We start from the raw sequence: 20,780 nt of genomic DNA, 5'->3' as shown, positions 1-20,780 counted from the left end.
GATGGCCGCGGGAATCAACAAGGTCCTTGAGAGCCTGTCCATCAATCTCGCTTTCGCGGCTCCGGCACCCTATGGCCCGATCGCAGCGGCCGGCCTCGGCGGACTATTCGGCGTCTTGGATTTGTTCGGCGGCAGTGGCTCCGACCCTTTCGAAAAGATCGTGGATGCCATCCGCACGATGATCTCCGAAGCGGTCGAGGAGCTGGAAGGTTATATGCGCCAGCTCAACATCGAGAAGGCGGAGGGTGATGTGGTCGCCTTCTTCCAGTGGTATCAGCTCAAGATCGCTGGCCAAACGACAGCCCCGATCGTGCAGGCCGACATCACGTTAATCGAAGGGGATCCGGCGCATGGCGTGACTGGCATCCTTGAGGAGCTCGAAACGGCGCATTCATTTCTATCGGGCAGCCTTCTTAACAACTTGGTCTCGTTCTCGACCGACAATTACGTGAATCCGTCGAGCTCCGTGGCAACCCGCGACGAGGACGCGATCTTGTCCGTTCTCATGGCCACTATGACAGCGCTTATCGCGGCATCGAAGCTGCAGATACGATTGCATGCCGCATGCGCTGCCTTCTACGCGCCTGACGACGCCTTCGGCAAATGTCAAGATGCAGCGGCGGATAAAGCCTTTCAGGTTCACGTGGAGGCCTGGGCCGCTGGGATTGAAGGGCTGAAGAGTCTTATAGGCGACCAAAGGGGGAGGCTCCCTTCGACTCTGCTTCCTACCGATACCTTTGTGAATGGGCCGTGGTGGGGTGATTTCGACAGCACGGACGTCTATAGCGGACCAGCCAAATGCATTGCTACAACATATCGCCAACTGCTCCGCCCCCCGCTCGTAATGCCCCTGCCGTGGGACACGACTGTTTCAATTCCCCCTCCGAGCTCATTTCCGCCCTTCAGTCTCAGTTCCTTAGGTCCCTCAGGTTGGGGGGCGGCTCTCGAAACTCTCGCAATGTGGCGGGTCCTTCGGCGGATTGGCCAGATTATCATCAAAAATGACTACGTTAAGAGTATCCCTGGCAACTTCAACTTCTTTCAAGTCCTTGATGGGGCCACGCAAATTGACTTAGGAGGAGCCGACTTTCAATTTGACAGCGCAAAGCTCCACGTAGACAGCCCTGCTGGCGACTACTCCCACGCCTGTGCCGCGGCAGCTTCGGCTGTAGACACCTTTCTTTCCAGTCAGAAGCCTGGACAGGCGAATGCAACAACCTGGTTCGACGACATCCAGATTGTCGAGGGTTGGCACGACGGCCTGCAGCAGATTCTAAAAATGATACCACCCGAGCGGCCGGGCAATACGGCGGTCATTCACGCCTGGTCTAATGGGCCGCCGGACAGCGCGAGCGAATGGGCCAAGGCGGACCACGTATGTTACGCGTTCGCCTTTCGGGTCGACAACACTTTTCCTCGGCGAACCGAGTTTGGAAGCCCGATTGAAATTCGAGCCGCCGGAGTTCCGCGCTGGAAGCCGGATATTCATGCCATCCCGAGCAACCCTGCGCCTGGAGGGCAGACTGAAATATGGCGTCAATTCATTCATGGCGATGATCGGCGGCTGCCGAGGATCGTAGCCATAGTGCCGGGCTCTACCACGCAATTCGTGGATACAGATCTTGGACTGGATTGACCGCCGATGTGCACGACCGGCTCACGCTAGCAATGAAAAAAAATGGTGGCCATTCTCGTGGATTGTGATTCCCCCAGGTACCGTCAGCCGTCCGACGGCCTCGCCGAGAACATCCTACGAAACAGAAATTGTTTGAAGCCGGCGTAGCCTGGACCAGGGAAGTGACATCCGGGCTTGAATTGGTGCCCGAGCAAGAAGAACGGACAAAAAGGGGAAACTCATTCCCGTTGCACGGCCGCGTAAAAGATAAACCAGCGTTTATGTTTGACGGCGCCCTATGGGCGGCTCAGGACGCATGTCTGCTCCGCATCGGCTGGTCTCTTTGGCGCCCTCGCCTCCAATGTCGCCGATGGACCAGACTCGAACATACGCAGGATCATTCAAACACCACATTGCGGCTGGTTGGACGGTTACTGATCTTTCAATATGACACACTCGCTCATTTCTCTGCGCAATGCTCGGCAGAGTTCAAATGCGTCTTTGACGGTAGCAAAGGGACCGATTTCAATTCTATAAGCCTGATCTGCTTCTACCTCTTCAATTACGGGCTCTCGGGTCGTCAGAACATCCGGAAACCTGGCCTGCATCACTTCATAAGTAGCTCTCGCGCGCGCCTCGCTCACGTCGGTAGCTAAAGCAATCATGATCCTATTGTCCAAGGACAGTGACGAACTCGAAAAGGTCCTCCCGGGAGCAAGAGCACGCGGGGCAGAGCTGGTAGAGTCCCTGATGCTGCCGGTTGTCTCAGGAGCGACAGTCGAAGCCGTCCGCGTTGTGGTCTGGCCCGGATGCTCTGGAAGCCACGCCATTAATCCGCCCGTCAAAACGACACCTGCAAAAAGCGAAGCAACTCCTGTAATCAACGTCAGTCGGTGGTACGCAAAAGAGGCGCCGATCGCCGTCACGACACCCACGAGAGCTGTGCAGAGGTTGCCGGATCGGCTCGCGCGGCGCCTCTCTTCAAGAACTTCATCCAAAAGTCTGTCGTACGTGCGCGCGCGCGGATAAACCTCGTCCTCATCCATCGGGCTCTCGCACAGAGCCTCAATCAGGTGAGTACGAGGATCAAAATCCTGTTTCGGGCTCTGACTCATCGCTGATTCCAATATTTCTCGAGGCGACGTTTGATCTTCTTGCGTTTGCTTTCGTGTTCTTCCTCGGTGACCTTTAGTTGAGGTTCAAAGCCCATCATTCCTCTGACGATCTCCTTCGCAACGGGGTCATCCTCGAACAGTCTTAGCACCCCGACCACGAAATCCTGACATTCATCGAATCCTGCTTCGGACTCGTCAGTCTGCAGATCATCCTCACCTTTCGGTCCCCTTTTTGGCTTTGGCCCCTGTTTATCGCGCAACTTCCGAGCAATATCGCGAATAAGACCCTTGTTCCCGCAGAAAAAAGTCATCGCCTCGACATCAACGGGCCACCCGCGCGTTCCGTCGAGCACGCGCCGAAAGGCCTCTTGCAATAGGTCTTTTCTCTCCTCGTAGCCCCAAGGCGCGAGCGATTGCTGCCAAGCTGCCTCCCGCTGCAAGTGGGCCTTCTCTTTGGGAGTAAGGCTCTTTAGCGCCGTAGCTACCTGATCTAGTGATCGATACTCGGGCAAAGCTCCGTTCCCTAGTATAGGGCCACCAATGTTAGCTTTTCGGACGCTATTTAAAAAAATATTCTTGGGCTGATCCACGCCGCCGGCGTCCGCCGAAAGCCATTTGTTAACCATACCGTACTTGGGAGCAAAACGCTCTCGGCCCAACAAAGGAGCTTGAGCATGGGCAAGTGGTACAGACGCGGGCGGTATGATCGCGAACACGGTCGTCCCTACAGGCCTCCGCACGACGATTTCATAACTCTTCTATTGTTGTCCGAGCGACAGAGGAGAGAGCGCCAAGCGTATGATGAAGGTTGGAACGACGGTGCGTGAGTGCATGAGGGGGCGCCGCAATTGCGGCGTCCTATTTTTTGTCGTGTCGGTGATATTCGAGCCAGGAAGAAGCGGGGGCGCTCATCAGATTGGCTTCCGTTGACCAGACCAAGGAATTCCGAGGAGGCGACGACGTAGCACGCCCCGGGACATTGCCAGTTGGACAGTCGACGAATGGATGTAAGTGCATGCTGCATTGCGACTACGACGATCGAACTGAGCGATCCTTGAGGGCTGGATCACCGCGTACCTGAACCAGGTCCTCCCGTAGATCGACCAATAATTGCTCAATAGGACTCAATGGGCCTCTGACGCCGTCGGGCAATGAGCTTCTATTCTTGTCTGCTGTATGTCCGAATTTGGTCAGTGAAAGTCCAGTGTTGGGAGGACCGGCATGCGTCGAGCGTCTCTCTTTATGGTGGGTCTGTTACTAATATTCTCGTCGTCCGTCGCAAGCGCGGAAACGAGAGTCGCGCTTGTCATCGGAAACGCGAAGTATTTGAAAGCGCCTCGTCTTATGAATCCGGCCAACGACGCAGCAGACGTCGAGGGTTCTCTGAAGCGACTCGGGTTTTCCGTGTCAACTGCGTTGGATGCAAACTATGACGCGATGAGACGTGCCGTCGGTGACTTTACCAGACGAGCGCGAGCAGCAGACTACGCGATCTTGTTCTATTCCGGGCATGGCATGGAAGTTGGCGGCGAGAATTGGTTGATACCGATCGATGCCGAGTTGCAGTCCGATACGGACGCAGAAACCCAAGCCATCAATATGAAGACCGCTATGTTGGCGGTTAGCAGTTCAAGGGCGCTCGGTCTGGTCATCTTGGATGCTTGCCGCAATAACCCCTTCCTGGTGCGCATGGAGCGAACCAACCGAACTCGTGCCGTAGAGCCCGGATTCGTTCGCGTAGAGCCAGGCGACAACGTAATGGTGATCTACGCGGCGAAGGATGGTACTACGGCACTTGACGGCTCCGGTCGCAACAGTCCGTTCTCGGATGCGCTCGTTCGTCACATTGAAACGCCTGGACTGGAGATCACGCAGCTGTTCAGAGTAGTGCGTGACGAGGTGATGCAATCGACGGCGCGAAAGCAACAACCTTTCGTCTATGGCACCCTTTCCAAGCAGTTGGTCTATCTAAAACCGCCAGCGACGGCACCATTACAGGACGAACAGCGGTGGCAGATCATAACGCAAGCCGCGGCATCTCAGGAGTTCAACGAAGCCGCTCCAGCGCGCATCAAGCACGGTCTAGAACTCAAGGCAGTGGAGCAGTTCGTCCGCGAATATCCCGACAGCAAGCTGATTCCGGTAGCGCTGCAGCGGGTTCGTGCCCTCAAGGAATTGATTGCCAGCGATCCCCCTACACCGGATACGACGCAAGATGAGGCAGCTTGGCAAAACATTCAGGAAGTGAGATCCGGAAAGCTATTTCCGGAGTGGACTCCGCCCCAGCGACTGCAAGCGGAACAGCAGGGATTGGAAGCATTCAGAAAAAAATACCCAAACAGTCGTCACGAGAAGGAAGCAGCGGTCCGGATGGCGGAATTGAGCTCCGCGATAGAGAAGAATCCTTTGCCCGACGTTGGAGAAGAGCTCGCCTGGCGAACGTTGAACCAGATTGAAGCAGGAACGTTGTTCAAAAATATGAGGGACCAGCAACGACTTGTTTTCGAAGCAAGCTCGCTCGAAGAATTCATCAAGCGATGGCCAAACAGCCTTCATTTGGCTGAGGCGCAACGCAGACTTGAAGTACTAGAACAGAAGCTCGCTGGCCAGCTTGATGCGACAATTGAGAACAGGGCTAATTCGGAACAGGGCGCAGATGCCGTCTTCATTGCGACCATAAAGGTGCGACCGGCCAGCTCGCTCCTGCCGACTGAGCGTAAGCGACTCGCTAAGCTGGCCGACCGCAGGCCGAGCCTTGAGCTCGAGATTCCTTTTGAATACAACTCCGCGGCTATCTCGGCGAAAGCTCTTCCTGTACTTCGGGCGCTCGGACGCGTGCTCAGCAGCGAAAAGCTTCAACGTGCCTCATTGCTTATCGGCGGGCATGCCGACGCTTCGGGAGCAACGGCGTATAACCAAGAGCTGTCACAACGTCGTGCTGAGGCAGTAAAGCGTTTTCTACTTGAAGAGAACAAGCTCAGTCCGGCCAACCTGATCGCGTGCGGATTTGGGCAAGACTATCCCAGAAACAGAAAGAACCCGCGAGCTGATGAAAATCGTCGAGTACAGATCGTAAATCTGAGCGGGACCTGAGTTGGTGGCCGCAAAGCGGTGGCGGCCTCAGCACCCTCCCTAGATCAGCAGCGGAACAGGTGGAAAGCTCCAGACTCAGCATTTTAGAATCCCTGCTCTGTGTTAGCAGCTCGGAACGAGAGACGATCCTAACGGATTCGTCTCGGGCAGGAGCGATCTCGATGCTGATGGTCAAGGAACGGCAGCAGGCGATCCGGACCCTGCGCGGGTGGGCATTTTCCGTGCTGCACGAAGCCGGAGCCATCCGAGAATGCGAGGAGCACGGCTGGATGCAGGATCGAGCTGATCCGGTTGCCCGCCCGCTTGGTCGGTGGAAAGACAAGACTGCAAAATTCGGTTGACAATGCCTTCGCGCGGGCATTGCATAAAGAAGCCGCGCACGCCCTGAATATCAACGATGTTGGAGGGCTAAGATGAGAAGCGCTGTAGCCGGCTTTGCTGCTATTCTGTCGTTGGCTTGTAACGTTGTGAGCGCGTTCGCCGAAGAGTGCTCTCTCGTTGAATTCGACAAGGGGCCGCCGACAAGCGTGAAGGATATCACGCCACCAACGACTGAAAGCAAATTCGAGTGGGGATCAGATGTTGACCGCTGGGGATCAGAAGCTCGCGCCTGGCATTACATACGGAACCTACACAGCAAGAGACTCTCCTTAGATTGGCCAAAACCACTTTTCGTAATACCTTTCGATGGTCCGTTGGACTTTGGGGGCATAGCTTGCCAATACGACTACGCGAGCAGCCTTGAAGATTTCAAACTAGACAGGAATGCTCCCATCAGAGTTAGCAATGACGGGGTAAAGTCAGCGCAAGCCTACGTTCAGGTGGCAGCGAAAAAAGAACCAAAATCATCCGTCACAGGCGGCGAGCTGAGAAGAACTTATAAAAGCGAAACGGGGAAAATCATTGCCGCATTCGCCCGACTTCTCTTCAGATACAATTCCGCTGACAAGTTGCTTCAGGTGGATATTACATCCGGCCCCGGAGAAACCCGAGTAGGGCTCGGACCGCAAACAATAGGAATTACACAAGAGACATTCTATGCCAATTTGAAGAGGAGTGATCTCAGCTTTAAAGGTCCTATTCCCTTAGAGAAGGTTGTGCTGAGAGAAGAAACCAAAGCGATTGGAGCGGATCCTAAGCAGGATGTTATTCTTGTTCAGGCAAATGGCCAGCATTCGCTTAGGTTTGAAAACGTCTCAATCGCGCCGTCTGGCATTACACCGTTGATTTTGATCGCTCCTGACGGAAAGCCACTTGGCCTAACCGGTATCAATTTAGATTCGTTGACGGATAGAAAGTGATGAAAGGGCGATCAGCCAAGAAAGCTGGATTCATGGCTATCGCTGCCCTGGTGAGCGGCGTAACTGCATATTTGCCGGCCCCGCCTGGAATGGAATCTTCATTGGTGCTGGTTGGAACAGTTGCCGCAATAGCGGGAAGCGCGATTGGGATTCTGGTCGACGAGTTCCGCGCGTTGATGAAGATCTTGCTAGTAGTGGTGATTCTTATGCTGTGTATCTATGCGATAAATCAGTTTCGCAGCATCGCAGGCGGTGAGCCCGGCAGAGAAGCGTCGAACATACTTCTGTTCTGGGCGGCCGTCGTCTTTGCACCCATTGGCTTCGTGATTGAGTTGGCAGGGCTCAGCTTCGCTGACAAATGACGCATTGTCCCTATGCGTGCAGCCGTAAATGAGGGCTGCCATCCGTGCTCGGCTTCGATGCTGCTTCAGCCTAGACAGCGGACGTTAAAAATGAGGTTGTCACCTACGCTGATTTCTCTTTGAGCCGTCGCCGTTGACTTCCTTGCCGTCCCTTCCTTGGCCGGCTTTTTGCCAACGATCGGTAACGGCATCTCCTTCTGCCGGAGGCCTTCTTCGGCTTCTTTGACTTCGATGTCTTGCCGGTTTGCTCCTGGCCGACGCTTCGGCGCAGCGCTTCCATCAGGTTGACGAAGTTGCCGGCGGCGGGCCGCTCCTTGGGAGTGATCGGCTTTCCGGCCGCTTGCTGTTGATGAGGTCGATCAGCGCAGTCCTCGTAGTGGTCCTCGAACTTCTCGGGCTCGAAGCTTCCGGATTTCTGGTTGACGATGTGCTTGGCGAGATCGAGCATGTCCTTCGTGACTTTGGCGTCTCGGATCTCGTCGAAATACTCCTCCTCGGAGCGGACTTCGTATGGGTAGCGCAGGAGAGTGCCGACGAGGCCCTTGTCGAGTGGTTCAAGCGCAATGATGTGCTCGCGGTTGGTCAACACCACCCGGCCTATGGCGACCTTATCCATCTCGCGGATCGTCTCCTGGCCGGAGTTGGCTTAGAGGGTTTTCAATTTTGACTGAATTGCTTCCCACAGTGTACCATGTACGCAGCGCTTTGCTGATGGATGGTGTACCCAGCTAGTTGCACACTCTGGTCTGTAGGCGTCGCATCCATTGTTGGCGCTCCACGAATTCGCTTCCGTCCGACCCGCCTCGATGAATGAAGATCCGGCCCCCATTGCGCAGTAAAGCTCATCGGGGAGAATTGGACCGCTGACATGATCCACTACAATTAGTCCGATTAGGCCGGCTATGATGAGCCCAAACGTGGAGCCTCCAGGGCTCGACGCTTTTCCGACAGCATTGCCAGAGAGCTGCGAACTCTCAGCGGATGTTACGATCTTCTGCTTCAAACTGTGGAACTCATCGTCGGAGAGCCTTGTCGCTGAGAATGAGAACAGCACTGGCTGGCCCGGTCAGGCGGATCTTTTGCTCACCGAGTGACGTCAGGCCACCAAGTCGGATCCGGTACTTTCCGGTCGTACGTCGAGCGTACAGGGCTCGCCGCAAATCCATCAGTTCCTTATAACTCTGAGGCTTGTTGAGCTGCAGCCATTCGAGAACGTCGGTAGGTAACGAGTCGGGATAGCGTTGGCGATACGACTTGCGGCGATCTGGCGGGGCGGGCTGTGCGGTCAGCGGTGGAGAGGGTGAGTTTCCCGGCTCATCCCAAAGCGATCGGGACTTGATCTTGCGGCTCTGTTCCGGAGGCATTGAACTGCTGCAGATCACGAGAGTTCTCCATTTTCACGGAGGCCGTTCTCGTATTGCTTCCGTTGCTCTTTGTAGACGCGAGCTGGTCCCGCCGCTCCGTACGTCACGCCTCGTAAGCCGCACTCATGTTGCAGCTTATTGCCACCATAACGATTGGTGGCCATCCCCCGAAGGTGAGATGGATAGTTGCCGATAAGACTCTCTTCGATGTTTGTGGATTTTGAACTTCTTGATGCTGGAAGGCTCCAGCGTGTTGGCGCATCGGCCATAAATGTCTCCGTTTCGTTGTGAATAGGGATGCAGGTCCACTGCATGGAGATATTTAGGAATCGCCGTCGAAGGGGTTGCGCTTTTGGGAGCGATATATCCACCAAGGCCGCTGCGCGTTACGTCAACTCTGAGTTTCGAAATACCGAAATATTTACTTGTAACGTCGGGCAAAGCAGTGGTTCATAGGGTGACCGACGAGGGCCATCAGCCCGTTGCGCGGGCGCATGATCATCATCGATCGGGGATGTGCTGCGGCTCCATTCTGGCATAGCGCTGCAGAACTTGATGTTTGCGCTGGCCGACGAGCCGATGAAGGTGTCGACCAGCTTCCTGAGCAGGGCCTGACGCGGTCAAATGGCCATCGAGGGAAGGAGAGATCGCAATGCCGGTTGCAGTTTCGAACACGGTCAGTGGAATTCAGATAACCGCGAAAAATTCTCGCTGAGAGGCGTCGATACCGAGTCCCATGAATTTGAGACGGCTCTGGTGCAGCCCGAAGGCGTCGTGAAATCCTTTTCGGACTGGATTGGTGAGGTGACGCGCAATCAGTTTCTGTTTCCCAACCAGAACCCTGGCGTCGGTCATGCGATTACGCACTCAAAAATGATTGTGATCGACCCCTTTTCAGACGACTGCAAGGTCGTCACCGGATCCCACAACTTTTCCGGCTCCGCCAGCGAGCAGAACGACGACAATTTTGTCGTGGTGCACGGCAATCGATCTCTGGCGGAGGCGTACAGCGTCGCCTGTCTTGCAACATATGAGCACTATTCCTGGCGTGCCTACGTCAAACGGCAGTTCGATCAGGGTAAGGTACCGTGGTCGCACTTGTCGGACGATCCCGCGTGGCAGGGCCCCTATCTATCCGCTTCGCGCAAGAAGCACTTGGCAATATGGTGTCCATAGTAGCGTCAATAAAGCACTGCGGCGCTAAGTGGGGTACGCTATCCCTTCACTAGCGAATGGTTTCACGAATGGAATTGGATGCAAAGCCGCCTGTCGAAGGCAGGAATTTCCGGTTTACGATCCTGGGTGGCATTGGCGTGACCCGCATTACCGTCCGGCTGAGCGGGAAGGTGGTGCACGACAGCGATTGTCCCGACCCACCGTGTCACGAAGAGATGCGGATGCCGCAGGGCGTGGGCGGGGCAGAATTGGTCGTGATCGCCAAGGATTCGACCGGGAAGGTCCTGGAACGGAAATTCATTGTCGGCAGAACGGAAGGTCAGGCGGGCGGAGCCATGTCAGCCTGAGATCCTCTCCATGAGCGCGCTTCAAGAGCTTTTTCAAGAGCTGTCCAAGCTTCAGCCGGCTACGTTGACAGTCGTAACAGCCGTCGTAGGTGCGACCGCTGCCGTGATCGTTGCCGTCCTTACAGGGGTGATCACCAAATTTGTCGTACGTGCGCGCGACAGACAAGATCGAGAGGTCGAATGGCGTAAGCACGCAATCGAGCTCACCAAGCTCGACCTCGACCGGAAGCTCAAAACGCGAGCACCGACAGACACGCGGCCACTGAGGCCGAGCATCCTGGATTTCTTGGCCAACTATCGTGATCTGTAGGACCTCGACAAGGCCTCGCCGCGTGATCTTTATGCGACTATCCTGGCGATGCGGATCAAGAAGCAGACTACAACGACGCCCGAGCCGTCGCCCAAAGAGCCGCCCGCGGCTACCGAGTACGAAGATTGACGGATCGTTCCCGCGAAAGTGTGTTTCTGGCTAGGGCCAAATGTGGTTCACGATTTCGGCGAGACGGGCTCCCGCCTTGGCAAGCTGCTGTCGCTTGATAGCATCCGCCGACTGAAGGTAGGCGACTCGATCCGAGAAGGAGATCGTCCACTTCCTGGGACCTATCTTCGTGTAGGTCACGTTCGACATCGCCTGCTTTGCCACCGCGATCGTGTCCGTGGCCCAAATTGCCGACCAGTTCTCGATGCGATCCATATCGGCCGGAACGGCCTTTGCGACGTTCACCAAGACCAGCGGGGCGGTATCTCCCAGATCGGATGGGGTGTCGTCCCAGGCATGATGGAACGCGTCGCTTCCGACAGTGATGGCTTTATCGTGGATCCAGTTGCCGCCCGCAGTTTCGGTCGACGGGTCGATGGTGTGCGTGACGTCCGGATCGACCAGGCTTCCGTTGGGATCGAGGTAGGGCGCAGCGACATGAAGCGGCTGTGCCATGTCGCCCACGAGATGAGCGAGTATGAACAGAGCCTCCTTTTTGTCTTTGATGTCGAAGGGGGGCGGAGCCGGCCGGCCAAGCAGCACGCAGATCGCGGCGTCGGTAGCCGCGACCAGATCATGATCATTGGTACCTGCATAGTTTCGATCGAATTTGTCGCGCTGAACGGCCACATCATCGAAGTGGTACGTATTGTGACAGCCGAGATTGGCGGTCGCGCTCGCGCCTTCCGGATAGACGCAATCGATCCAGTTTCGGCGGGCATAATCGACCATGGCGTTGCGGTCGTTTGCGAATGGGGTGCAGGGAGGTTCGTACTGCGGATCCACGACATAGCTGAGGCTGCCGTCGTTTTGCCTGTGCACGCTCTTCACGCAATCGAGCCATGGCCCCGCTCCCCGTAGGTCGACGCCCAGCAAGGTCTTCACCTGCTGCTTGGCATTCGGGGTCAGTAACTGGTCAGCAATCGACCCGACCAAGCGGTGTCCGTCGGGTCCCCAAGCGGATGCAGGCTTTGCCAAGAACAGGCTCAAGAGCACAACAATGGTGGCGGCAATTCTAGCCATGATCGGGATCCTCTCGTGGGAAAAGTTCGACACTTCGTTCGATTCATGAGCCTGCGGTCGCGGCGATCGCGATCGTGTTGGCGAGCGCCTCTGCCATCCGGCGGGCGCTCCAGTCACTGTGGTGGAGGCGGTCGGGATCGGTGGGATCGACCATCCGGTCAAAGGAGGTCCGTTCTGTCTGATGCCACTGCTTCATCAATGCGAAGCGGTGAAACACGTTGACCGGGAAGCCGGCCCGGCTGGCTGCCGTCTCAATCAATGCGACCATTCGGTGCGCTCGCTCCTCCGTTGTCGGAGTGAGCACCGCCGGCACGTACTGAAGATCCATCAGCACGACGTCCATCAATTCATTTGCGAACATCGCGAGACCGCGTTGGATCGCGGCGGCGGTGGCGTCCAGATCCTGGTTCTTCCAAACCGCGTTGGTACCAACTTGCCAGACCACGACCGATGGTTTCTCGCCGAGTACGTCGCCCTGAATCCTTCGTAACTCATCCGGAGCTTCTTGACCGCCGACGCCGCGGTTGAGAACATCGAAGTTTCTCGCCGGGAAGCTTGCTCGCAGTGCTCGCTCGAGACGTTGCGGATAGGGCACGATGTCGCCTTCACCAGCCGTGGTGGACGAGCCGATCGCCACGATCTTGATCGCTCCGACGCCGGCCAGGCGTCCCGACAGCCCACCGCATGTGGTGCTGAAACCGCATCGGTTGGGCCGGAATGGCGGCCTGATCGACTTCGGGCATGAGGTTCACCTACGCGAGAGAGTTTCGATGGAATTTGGCGTTGAAATGTGACGGGGCCATTACGCTAGAGGCGACCGACATGGTTGGCCTTTTCCCATTTGAACTCGATGTCATCGGCGATGCATTTCGGCGGCTGCGGGGCGCTTTGATCGAAGTAATGCCTGAAGTCCACGTGTACCCGCATGTTGTCGGGAAGGTACGCCGCCATGCGGTCGAACAGCAGCACCGGGCCGACCTCGAACCGCCGATAGACAGATTTGTGTATTGGCGAGCTTGACGCACCGGTGTTTGGATCCACGGGAAGCTGACGCACGCCAGCCTTCAAGAATCCACCGGCCTGCTCGTTGTGTTGTTGGCCGGCAGGATTTGGGAAAAGACGGAGGACCCCGCCGTCATGCTTGAGCCCGTCTGGAATCAGCGAGGCGCCCGCGAGCATCCAGTTCAGAGCCACGTCGGAGAGCCTGGCTTCGTTTTCCAGATAGCCCCCGCCGACATCGGCGTGTACGCCCGGAAACCACACTTGTTCAAAGAACAGATTGCCTTGGGCATCGCGCCGATCTTGTTTCTCCGCCGTCGGCGACCAGGGCACTCGCTTGAAATCCGCACGGTTCTCGTCGATCGAGATCGCATGTTTGGCGTAGCCGACATTCGGGTTCAAAGTGGTGTCGTAGAATTTGTGCTTCGGTGGCGCCAGGTGAAGCGTCAGCAGGCGCCTGGCTAAGCTGTAGCCCGGCAACGGCGGCGCCATCTTGAGATAGTTCATCAGAAAGCCGATCAGCGCGGCCGCGACGCCGAGGTAGCTCAGGATCCGAGCGGCCCATCCGGCCCAAGGGAAGTACGGCTCGAGCGCACGGCCTCCCCAATGCAGCCCCACCAGGACGGCGATGCCAAGCGCCACGAGCGCGGGGCCGAGATATTTGTGACCGAGGGCCGCAACCGTATCGAAGACGCCGATGAAGTAGGGAAACAGGTTGGCCTGCTCGGTCTCGCCGACGGTCCGCGAACTCCCATGTTCGCGCCTGAATTTGGCTGCGATGAGGTCACGTGTATCGAGCAGGAACTGGCGGTAGCCCTTGGTGTCCTTCCGGCGATAGGAGGGGCAGAACTGATACACGTCCTTGACGGCATGCTCGGCCAGCTTTTGTAGGCTCTTCGCATCGCGTCTCAGCGGTGAACCGTCCGGCATATGCTGCGGGATGCCGCAATAGGTCAAAACGCCGGCGACGGAACGCACCGTGTAGGCACCGCGACTGAACCCGATCAGATAGATGCGATCGCCGGGCTCATACAGGCTGATGATCGCGGCATAGCAGTCAACGATGTTGCGGGTGATGCCGAGACCCGTTGCCATGCTGGCCAGGTTGTAGAGCCATCGCATCCAGCCGATCTTGAAATGACCGCCGTCTGATGCCGAGCCGAGACCAGGATCATAGAAGGCGACCTGCTCCGAAGGCTCGACCTTGGTGTCGGGACCGACACGACAAGCCCGGTAGAGCTTGTAGACGTTGGTTCGGGCTTCGTCGAAATTGATGCCGCCGGCCTGTCCGGTGCCGTCGGAGAAAATGAGAATATTTTTCGGCATTGCACGCAACCCCCCAAAAAAGTGCGCCAATACCCTAGTTATATCACAGATTGCGTAAGTCGAAGTGTGACCTGCCTTACTCTTGAAGCCCGGGACGGTTGCCTCGCTACTTGCCGTCGACAAGCTTGACGCCGATCCTGTCCGCGAGAATGACGAGGTCTGCGTACAAGGCGTCGATGGTCAGCAGATCCAGCGGAGCGCCCACGGGCGATAGATCCGCCGCGGCGACGCGATCGCCGAAGATCACGATCGCCAGAGCACGATCATCCTGGCGAGACACCCAGCAAAGTCCCTCGGCATGGGAGCAAGCAGCGTGAATTGCTTCGGCCCATTTGCGGGTGTTCGGATACTCGTTCTTTTCGGTATCGACGAGCTGACTGCGTGGAAGCCCAAGTCTCTTGAGGGCCGTCACGCTGAGGTCGACGAGTTTGAGGTCTCTTTTCGGCGTCACCTGTGAATAAACGTGGCCGGCCAGCTTTTGCTTATCGAAGGTCTTTAGTCCAGCGAGAAAAGGCACGTCATGAAAGACGGTTTCCATAGCGGCGCAATCGAAGGCCGTGCCGCCATAAAGAGTAGGGATGTTTGCGCCGCTTGAAGCTTTGATCGGACTGAACCGGGCATTGCCATGTGGGCCTGGATTGAATTGGCTGCTGCCATGGGCTTTTGGGTGGATCCGATGAATGACCTGGCCTTTCGGCCAGGTCGTCATGTTCACCAGATTGGCAAGACCGGCGGGCGGAGCCGGCACGACCGAGAGTGGGGATGGGGAAGGCGGGGTTGGCCCAGCCCTGGTGGCCTTCGTCCGGGCAGCCGGGCGGCGTATACCGGACTTCTTCTTAGCCATGGAGCACGCCGGCTACCTCGTCCTCAGCCGCTGCGACAACGCGATCGGGCTCGCTAATCAGCAAATCCTGCGGCCGCTTGCCGCCAAGGAAGCTGTTGACCGACGCAAACCAATAGGCGAGTCCCCAATCGTCCTTCTTTCCGCGGAAGACCTTCAGCGCCCGTGCCAGGCCCTTGCTTGGTCGATAGTCGGTCGAAGCGTCGAGGGCGTAGCCTGGAAAATAGTCCGTGCCACGATGATGTATGGCGAAGATCTGTCCCTCTCGCTTCCACTTGTTCGGCTGCGCGCTCGGGTTGGTGGTGCTAAAGCCAGCGATCTCGGCGATTTGTGCCGCCGTCATCCACTCGCCGGTCTCGATCACGCTCTTGCGGGCTTCCGCTGTCATCCGAGCTTCAATCAGCTTGTGCCGGGGCGGAGGAATGTCTGGCACCAGAGCCTCAATAATCGACCGGTACTTTGCCTCGTGGCGGCGCTCAATAATGCTAGGAATGAGCGCGGTAAGCCCAGCAACCGTATCCAAGAGCACGTGAGCGAGCGCGTGGTTGCCATGCTGCAACGTCAAAGCAACGACTTGGTCCACTGGCAGGTGGGCCAGCTTTTTTCGTACCTCATCGGGAGTTCCGGTAATGGTTCCGACACCCGAGCGCTCAAGAGCATTTTCTGCGGTCGTCATGGCTTCATTCCGGTTATCTCGGTTATCAATATAGCACGATAACCGAAATAATCAAGAGCCTTCGAAAGCCAGTCGCACAGGGCTCACTACTGATTGCGATCTTGTCAATCATGACCGCAGCGCGGTCACGTCGCCGGGGGCACTTTTTGCCTTTTGGCTGGCGCGGGGTGTCATTCGGCCTGCAATATTGACCCCTCGTATTGCCGTATCTGCAAATGTTACCCTGATGGCGCCATTGCCGATGACGATCCGATGTCGATTGATCGGCCGCGCCAGATGGCTTTCCCGGCTTGCTCGACGAGAGGGGCTGTGGGCGGGTCGGGCCCTACATAGCCCGAGCCGTCCACAACCCCGGGCAATGGGGCAGCGGTCGTGGCATCGCCGAGCGGGCCTCGGGCGACTAACCGTTCGGCAGCCCTCCGCCTGAGCGCCCTCAGCAGACGTTGCACAATCGAATGCTGTCTCTTTCCGAACTCCTCAGGGTATTTCTCGCTCAGCCGGCCGACAATTGCGAGCGCCGTCAGCTGCGGCTGCTCTGCGAGCCAGGCTTCGATCGCAGCAAGATGCGGGTCGAGCTTGGACGGCATGCGAACTCTGGTCTTATAGGGCCGACGAGTTCGCCGGTGCGTGGCACGCGGCTCGCCGACCGTCACCGTCTTGCCGAGCGTCTTCGCGAACGTCGCCGCGGTCGCTGGCAGGGCGCTAGTGTGAGCGGGTTGCAGGCCGCGCGCCTGTCCGGCACGACGATCGACGCGATTACCTAGTTCCTCTTGGGTTGCGCGAATCTCCGCCAACAGCGCGACGGGATCGAGCGAGCGATACTGATCGCGGAGCCGCTTCTTCACGGCCGCGGTCACCTTGGGATGCGCCAATGCACGCTCATAGGGCATCGATGGGAGATGATAGCGCTTGATCACTTTAGCCCCTTCGCGACGCTTCTCCTTCAGCTTGAACGACGGCTGGAAGAAGTTGACGTAGAGGCGTGCCGCCGCATAGAGGCGGCCCATCATACGCGCCGTCTCGACGCCATCGAAGCGGCCATAGCCCATAAGGCGGCGGACGACGGCACCATTCTTCTGCTCGACGAACGCCTGATCGTTCTTCTTGTACGCGCGCGAGCGCGTCACTTCGAGCTTCTGTTCGCGACACCATGGCACGACGACATCGTTCATGAAGGCGCTGTCGTTGTCGAAGTCCACGCCGCGCAACAGCCACGGGAACAGGCTCTGTGCGCGGCTGATCGCCTCGACGACCAGCGAGCCTTCCCGCGTCAGCAGCGGCAGACACTCCGTCCAGCCGGTGGCGACATCGACCATCGTCAGGGTTTGGATGAACGAGCCAGCCACCGACGTGCCGCCATGGGCGACCATATCGACCTCGCAGAAGCCGGGCACCGGGCTGTTCCAGTCATTGAACGTGCGGATCGGGACCTCGCGCCGGATTGCCGAATAGAATCCGGCACGGCGCCGCCTGCCGCCGCTCGCTGCGATCTTCACATCGACGAGCAGGCGATCGATGGTGGCGGCGCTGATGGCCAGAACACGATCACGGTCCGACTGGCCAAGCTGCAATCGGCCATGTTGCTCGAGAGCAGGCAGCAAGGTCCAAGGTAGCTGAATTGTGCGCTGACGGACGGGAAGTCCCAGCTCTCGATAATTGCCCGGCTCGGGGGCCAATTGCCCGGTCTCTCTACGAGTCGCTCTCAACCGCACGCGTTCACGGAACCGGGCCGGATGCCGGCTGCTCGCGCATGTTGGTCCGGAAGGGAGCAGCTTCAGGGACGTCACGGAGCCCAAGGGCAAGACGATTGGGATGTCCAGCCTTTCCGTCGCTGCGCAACTTCTTCGCTGTCGGATAGCGGGCTTGATCCGCGAGCAAATGTTCAGTGGCCCGAGTTTCCGTCGATATGCGGGCGAACGCTTTACATCGGGTGAGACTCAGCGAAAGCCTGGCTCACCGAACGACCGACCAATCGAGATGCCCTCGAAATCGCCTCGAATCTCGGTGGCGATTGCGCCAGACGATGTTCAAGCGGCTAGGGGATGCGCCCGTCGAGCGAGCGCCGTCAGGGGTTGTAGGGAATTGGCGTAGCATGAAGTGAACTAAAATCGACTTCGGGATAGGAAATCTCGCGCCAGTCGGCAGCCGCGGTGCGAACATCTCATTTTAAATTGCAATTTTCTTTCCTAGAGCAATCGCCATCGCGCGGTCCGAAATCCAGAACCTGGCTCGTCTTACGGAGTAGCGACAGGTTTGATGGAGGCGTTTTGGATCCTCGCGGCGCAAGGATGTATCGCAATTTCAGTCATCTATTTGGTCGTCGCCTGGGTTCATTGGCGGTCTTCAAACAAAACGCACATTGCGACCGGCCAATCGACGGCGAACGAATCGAATGAGCAAGGAGCCAAAGACTGAACAAGGAGACCCTGATCATCTGCGCGAGTTACGCCGCCATCACACTGATCGACTTCGCGACAGCGATTGCTTATGCGTTAGACATTTAGAAGAAGCCGGCGAGTGAGAGAGCACTCGCTGGCTTCATTGGCAGCTCTCAGGGCTGGGTTTTGTCGGTACTGGCTGGCAATGGCGAGCACCGAACACTACCTATATGACCGAGTTTCTCAAGGTCGATGGACGAGTTAACGTCGCGATTCAATCTTGGCATCTCCATGATCTCCGATTGGGATGGCACCGCATGAGCCAACGTACGATCCTTCACTCCGGAGGCGTGAGTCTCTTGGAGTGCAGGAGGGAGAATATGACATGTCCTTCCCGATCAGCAAGCCGCCTGACCTTCACGCACAGGCTCTCATTGAGGTCGCCCTGCCCGCGCGCGCGTCAATCAGATGGTCTTCCTCGTGTGCGTACCTTCGCTATGAGAAGAGAGCTGAACGCACGTCACAAAATTATCGCAGCTAGCGTGCCGAGCGCACCGAACACCAGCCCGATCAGCGAACCGGCTGTCGGCACGTCTCGAAAGAGCAGAAGCGCCAGAATTGGTTCCACCACTAAAATTGCGCCCACCGATATCGCGACAATGATCCAGATATTCTTGAGATACATGTAGCCGAGTGCGTATCCGCAGACGAGCAGGATACCACCGACTGATATCAGGAGGAACATCGGCACAAGCGTTGTGAGCTGCCCGTCAGCTTTCCCAAACTGCCTTGATGCAATCAACTCGGCGATTATCGAAAGGGCTTCTCCAAAGAAAATCGCCCCCACCGCCGCCATTTTCAATATTGAGCTCATCGCCTGACTCAAAAGCAACGTGAAACGTACCTTCTAATTAAAACGTCATCTAGCGCTGCCTCTTACAACTGGAGTTCAATATCGTTTCAGAAGCCGTCGCATTGCTCTCGACGTACTCCAGCCGGAATAGGAAAGTGCTCGAAATTGCAATCTCCATCCAATAGTCGACGCTTAAGAGCGCAATTTTTGGGCGTTCGGACAGTGCATACCGGGCATCATGGTGATCGAGAGACTTCACGGCCTTGCCGCGGCGGCTTGCTGCGGGTAGGCTTCGAGCTGCAGCGTGCGAAAGACAGTGAAGGTCGGGCCGTTACCGGTCGATCATCGTATTCCGTGCAGCGCCCGGCTCTCTGCGAATCATCGACCAGCGCATCTCCAATCATCTCGACAGAAGTGCCAGCTGCTGTGCTCACCCAGCTCACAACCGCGCGATCAAGGATAGCCATTGTTTGAATGGCCTCTATAACATCAGAAACCATTCGGCGAGATCGCTCCTGAAACCGCCACGTTGGTCCCCGAAGATGGTGAACTCCAGTTCATCGTGCCGGCTCCCGCCCAAGTCAGAACATCACAGCTTAAGCTGCAATGTGCACTCGGAATGCGAAATAACCGCCACCGCAAGAATGTGCGGCAACATCTCTCGTTCGGATTTCGGCATCCACCGCTACGTACCGCGATATCGGGACGGTAGACACAGACCACAAGGCATTCTCGTCAGAGCAAATCGTAACGATTGCCGACGTGCCTGATCGCTCGCACCGATCGTGTGAGACCCGAAGAGGCCGCTGGGCGCCCGGCGCCGGAATCACTCCGCAACGGGGCACGACATTGACCTCAATTCGGGCGATGGCTCCATCTGTCTCGCTCTACGGCCTGGGGAGGTTTTTCGACATTTCTCAAGATCGCGACGCGGCATTTGTCGAGCAACTCCTTCGTGTATATGGCGCCGAAATAGTCAAGCAGGAAGGTGCCAGCGTAGCTTAGATCATCGATGTCGCTGATTATGCTATCGAGCATTGCACCAATTTCTCCAACGCGGTCGCGATAGCGTGCGCGAATCACGTTAACGGCGTTCATCGAGTGAACCGCCTCGTCGGCAATCACCTCTCGCAGCCAATGATGGAAGATGTCGTTGCGAAGTTCGGTATAGAACGGCTTGTCTGCGGCATAGGCGTGGCAAGTGCACATCTCATCGAATGCGATGATAACCATCACAGAGAATTCGTCCGTGAGGTGATCATTGATCGTACCGAAATCATGCGGTCGAGCCTCCAATCTCTCTCGGAGGTTCCTCTCGGATCCATTGGCGACAAGTTCAATGATGCGGACAAAGCCATCGGTGTGACGTTCTTCGTCCGCGGCCCAGACAGTAAAAAATGCGCGAGCTTCATCGGTGGCAATCAGATTGCGGACGGATAACTCGGCTTTCAAATGCCTGGCGTCATATTCGGTGTACAGGTCAGGCCACAATTTATTCCACCGTGCGCGCACAACCGACGGTTCGGCGCTGAACATCGCCGGCGTAAGAGCATTGAACAATTCTTTTGGACTCCAGTTCCGTTGAAATGGCGTGATCATCCGACTGCTCCTGAGCGTGAGCGCTGCAAGCGGCTCTGTTGGACGAATTGTCCTTCCAAATGTTGGCAAAGAAGTGTGCCACACACAAAAAATGCCGTCGCCTCCTTGTTTTGGTGGGTACAATTCCGGACGCTGCACCTTTCGGCTCGGCCTGAAGTGTTGCCTTGAACGGCGCAGTACGGAATTTTCGGGGCGCACCGCCGAGCCAACAATGGTCGCGATTCCGGAAAGTTT

General features: G+C 57.1%; 18 protein-coding genes and 1 pseudogene. 8 read left to right on the top strand and 11 right to left on the bottom strand.

Annotation, left to right across the window (positions count from 1 at the left end; all coding sequences use genetic code 11):
- The first annotated feature begins 1 nt into the window (after position 1).
- Complete coding sequence (locus JJB99_RS32845; protein ID WP_200496258.1) at positions 2–1,636, top strand: hypothetical protein; 1,635 nt, start codon at positions 2–4, stop codon at positions 1,634–1,636.
- A 410-nt stretch (positions 1,637–2,046) separates the two neighbouring features.
- Here JJB99_RS32845 and JJB99_RS32840 read toward each other — a convergent pair whose 3' ends face one another.
- Both JJB99_RS32840 and JJB99_RS32835 read right to left on the bottom strand, forming a co-directional pair.
- Positions 2,047–2,661, bottom strand: a complete 615-nt coding sequence (locus JJB99_RS32840) for a hypothetical protein (protein WP_200496257.1) — start codon at positions 2,659–2,661, stop codon at positions 2,047–2,049.
- Between the two features lie 65 nt (positions 2,662–2,726).
- A complete protein-coding gene (locus JJB99_RS32835) occupies positions 2,727–3,446 on the bottom strand; it encodes a hypothetical protein (protein ID WP_200496256.1) in 720 nt (239 codons plus the stop codon).
- Between the two features lie 628 nt (positions 3,447–4,074).
- Between JJB99_RS32835 and JJB99_RS32830 the strand changes: the two genes are divergently transcribed.
- The 4 genes from JJB99_RS32830 (at position 4,075) to JJB99_RS32815 (ending at position 7,486) form a co-directional block, all read left to right on the top strand.
- Positions 4,075–5,823: a caspase family protein gene (locus tag JJB99_RS32830; protein ID WP_246775086.1), complete on the top strand. Its 1,749-nt coding sequence runs from the start codon at positions 4,075–4,077 to the stop codon at positions 5,821–5,823.
- A 161-nt stretch (positions 5,824–5,984) separates the two neighbouring features.
- The gene (locus tag JJB99_RS32825; RefSeq protein ID WP_200500465.1) at positions 5,985–6,164 is read left to right on the top strand and encodes a hypothetical protein; all 180 of its coding nucleotides are present in this window, start codon (positions 5,985–5,987) and stop codon (positions 6,162–6,164) included.
- 72 nt (positions 6,165–6,236) lie between these two features.
- On the top strand, positions 6,237–7,124 hold the full coding sequence (locus JJB99_RS32820) for a hypothetical protein (RefSeq protein WP_200496254.1): 888 nt from the start codon (positions 6,237–6,239) through the stop codon (positions 7,122–7,124).
- Between the two features lie 32 nt (positions 7,125–7,156).
- Complete coding sequence (locus JJB99_RS32815) at positions 7,157–7,486, top strand: hypothetical protein (protein WP_200496253.1); 330 nt, start codon at positions 7,157–7,159, stop codon at positions 7,484–7,486.
- A gap of 65 nt (positions 7,487–7,551) precedes the next feature.
- Here the strand turns inward: JJB99_RS32815 and JJB99_RS32810 are convergent.
- Positions 7,552–8,120, bottom strand: a pseudogene (locus JJB99_RS32810) (Ku protein); the annotation flags it as partial.
- A 1,354-nt stretch (positions 8,121–9,474) separates the two neighbouring features.
- Here JJB99_RS32810 and JJB99_RS32805 point away from each other — a divergent pair.
- The 3 genes from JJB99_RS32805 to JJB99_RS32795 all read left to right on the top strand — a co-directional run bounded on the left by JJB99_RS32805 (position 9,475) and on the right by JJB99_RS32795 (position 10,683).
- Entirely contained in the window at positions 9,475–10,026 is a 552-nt protein-coding gene (locus tag JJB99_RS32805) for a phospholipase D-like domain-containing protein (protein ID WP_200496252.1), read from the top strand.
- Positions 10,027–10,094: 68 nt separating this feature from the next.
- Entirely contained in the window at positions 10,095–10,373 is a 279-nt protein-coding gene (locus JJB99_RS32800; protein WP_200496251.1) for a hypothetical protein, read from the top strand.
- A 10-nt stretch (positions 10,374–10,383) separates the two neighbouring features.
- On the top strand, positions 10,384–10,683 hold the full coding sequence (locus JJB99_RS32795; protein WP_200496250.1) for a hypothetical protein: 300 nt from the start codon (positions 10,384–10,386) through the stop codon (positions 10,681–10,683).
- A gap of 159 nt (positions 10,684–10,842) precedes the next feature.
- Here the strand turns inward: JJB99_RS32795 and JJB99_RS32790 are convergent, their stop codons facing one another.
- From JJB99_RS32790 to JJB99_RS32755, 8 genes are all read right to left on the bottom strand, one after another.
- Complete coding sequence (locus JJB99_RS32790; RefSeq protein WP_200496249.1) at positions 10,843–11,874, bottom strand: S1/P1 nuclease; 1,032 nt, start codon at positions 11,872–11,874, stop codon at positions 10,843–10,845.
- Between the two features lie 43 nt (positions 11,875–11,917).
- On the bottom strand, positions 11,918–12,511 hold the full coding sequence (locus JJB99_RS32785) for an SGNH/GDSL hydrolase family protein (protein WP_200496248.1): 594 nt from the start codon (positions 12,509–12,511) through the stop codon (positions 11,918–11,920).
- 170 nt (positions 12,512–12,681) lie between these two features.
- A complete protein-coding gene (locus tag JJB99_RS32780; protein ID WP_200496247.1) occupies positions 12,682–14,199 on the bottom strand; it encodes a DUF2235 domain-containing protein in 1,518 nt (505 codons plus the stop codon).
- Positions 14,200–14,305: 106 nt separating this feature from the next.
- Positions 14,306–15,043 (bottom strand): RES family NAD+ phosphorylase, encoded by a 738-nt coding sequence (locus tag JJB99_RS32775; protein ID WP_246775085.1) that lies wholly within the window; start codon positions 15,041–15,043, stop codon positions 14,306–14,308.
- Positions 15,036–15,716 carry a hypothetical protein gene (locus JJB99_RS32770; RefSeq protein ID WP_200496246.1) on the bottom strand — a complete coding sequence of 227 codons (681 nt, stop codon included), beginning with the start codon at positions 15,714–15,716 and terminating at the stop codon, positions 15,036–15,038. Before JJB99_RS32770 ends, JJB99_RS32775 begins: the two co-directional genes overlap by 8 nt.
- A 218-nt stretch (positions 15,717–15,934) precedes the next feature.
- The gene (locus JJB99_RS32765) at positions 15,935–17,392 is read right to left on the bottom strand and encodes an integrase catalytic domain-containing protein (protein ID WP_200496245.1); all 1,458 of its coding nucleotides are present in this window, start codon (positions 17,390–17,392) and stop codon (positions 15,935–15,937) included.
- 1,222 nt (positions 17,393–18,614) lie between these two features.
- On the bottom strand, positions 18,615–18,968 hold the full coding sequence (locus JJB99_RS32760; RefSeq protein WP_200496244.1) for a hypothetical protein: 354 nt from the start codon (positions 18,966–18,968) through the stop codon (positions 18,615–18,617).
- Positions 18,969–19,802: 834 nt separating this feature from the next.
- Complete coding sequence (locus tag JJB99_RS32755) at positions 19,803–20,546, bottom strand: hypothetical protein (protein ID WP_246775084.1); 744 nt, start codon at positions 20,544–20,546, stop codon at positions 19,803–19,805.
- Positions 20,547–20,780 lie beyond the last annotated feature (234 nt).

The sequence above is a fragment of the Bradyrhizobium diazoefficiens genome, from assembly GCF_016616235.1.
In the GTDB taxonomy this organism is placed as follows: Bacteria; Pseudomonadota; Alphaproteobacteria; order Rhizobiales; family Xanthobacteraceae; genus Bradyrhizobium; species Bradyrhizobium diazoefficiens_H.
Note: the sequence above shows the minus strand (reverse complement) of the source record. Positions and strands in the feature narration are given on the sequence as shown.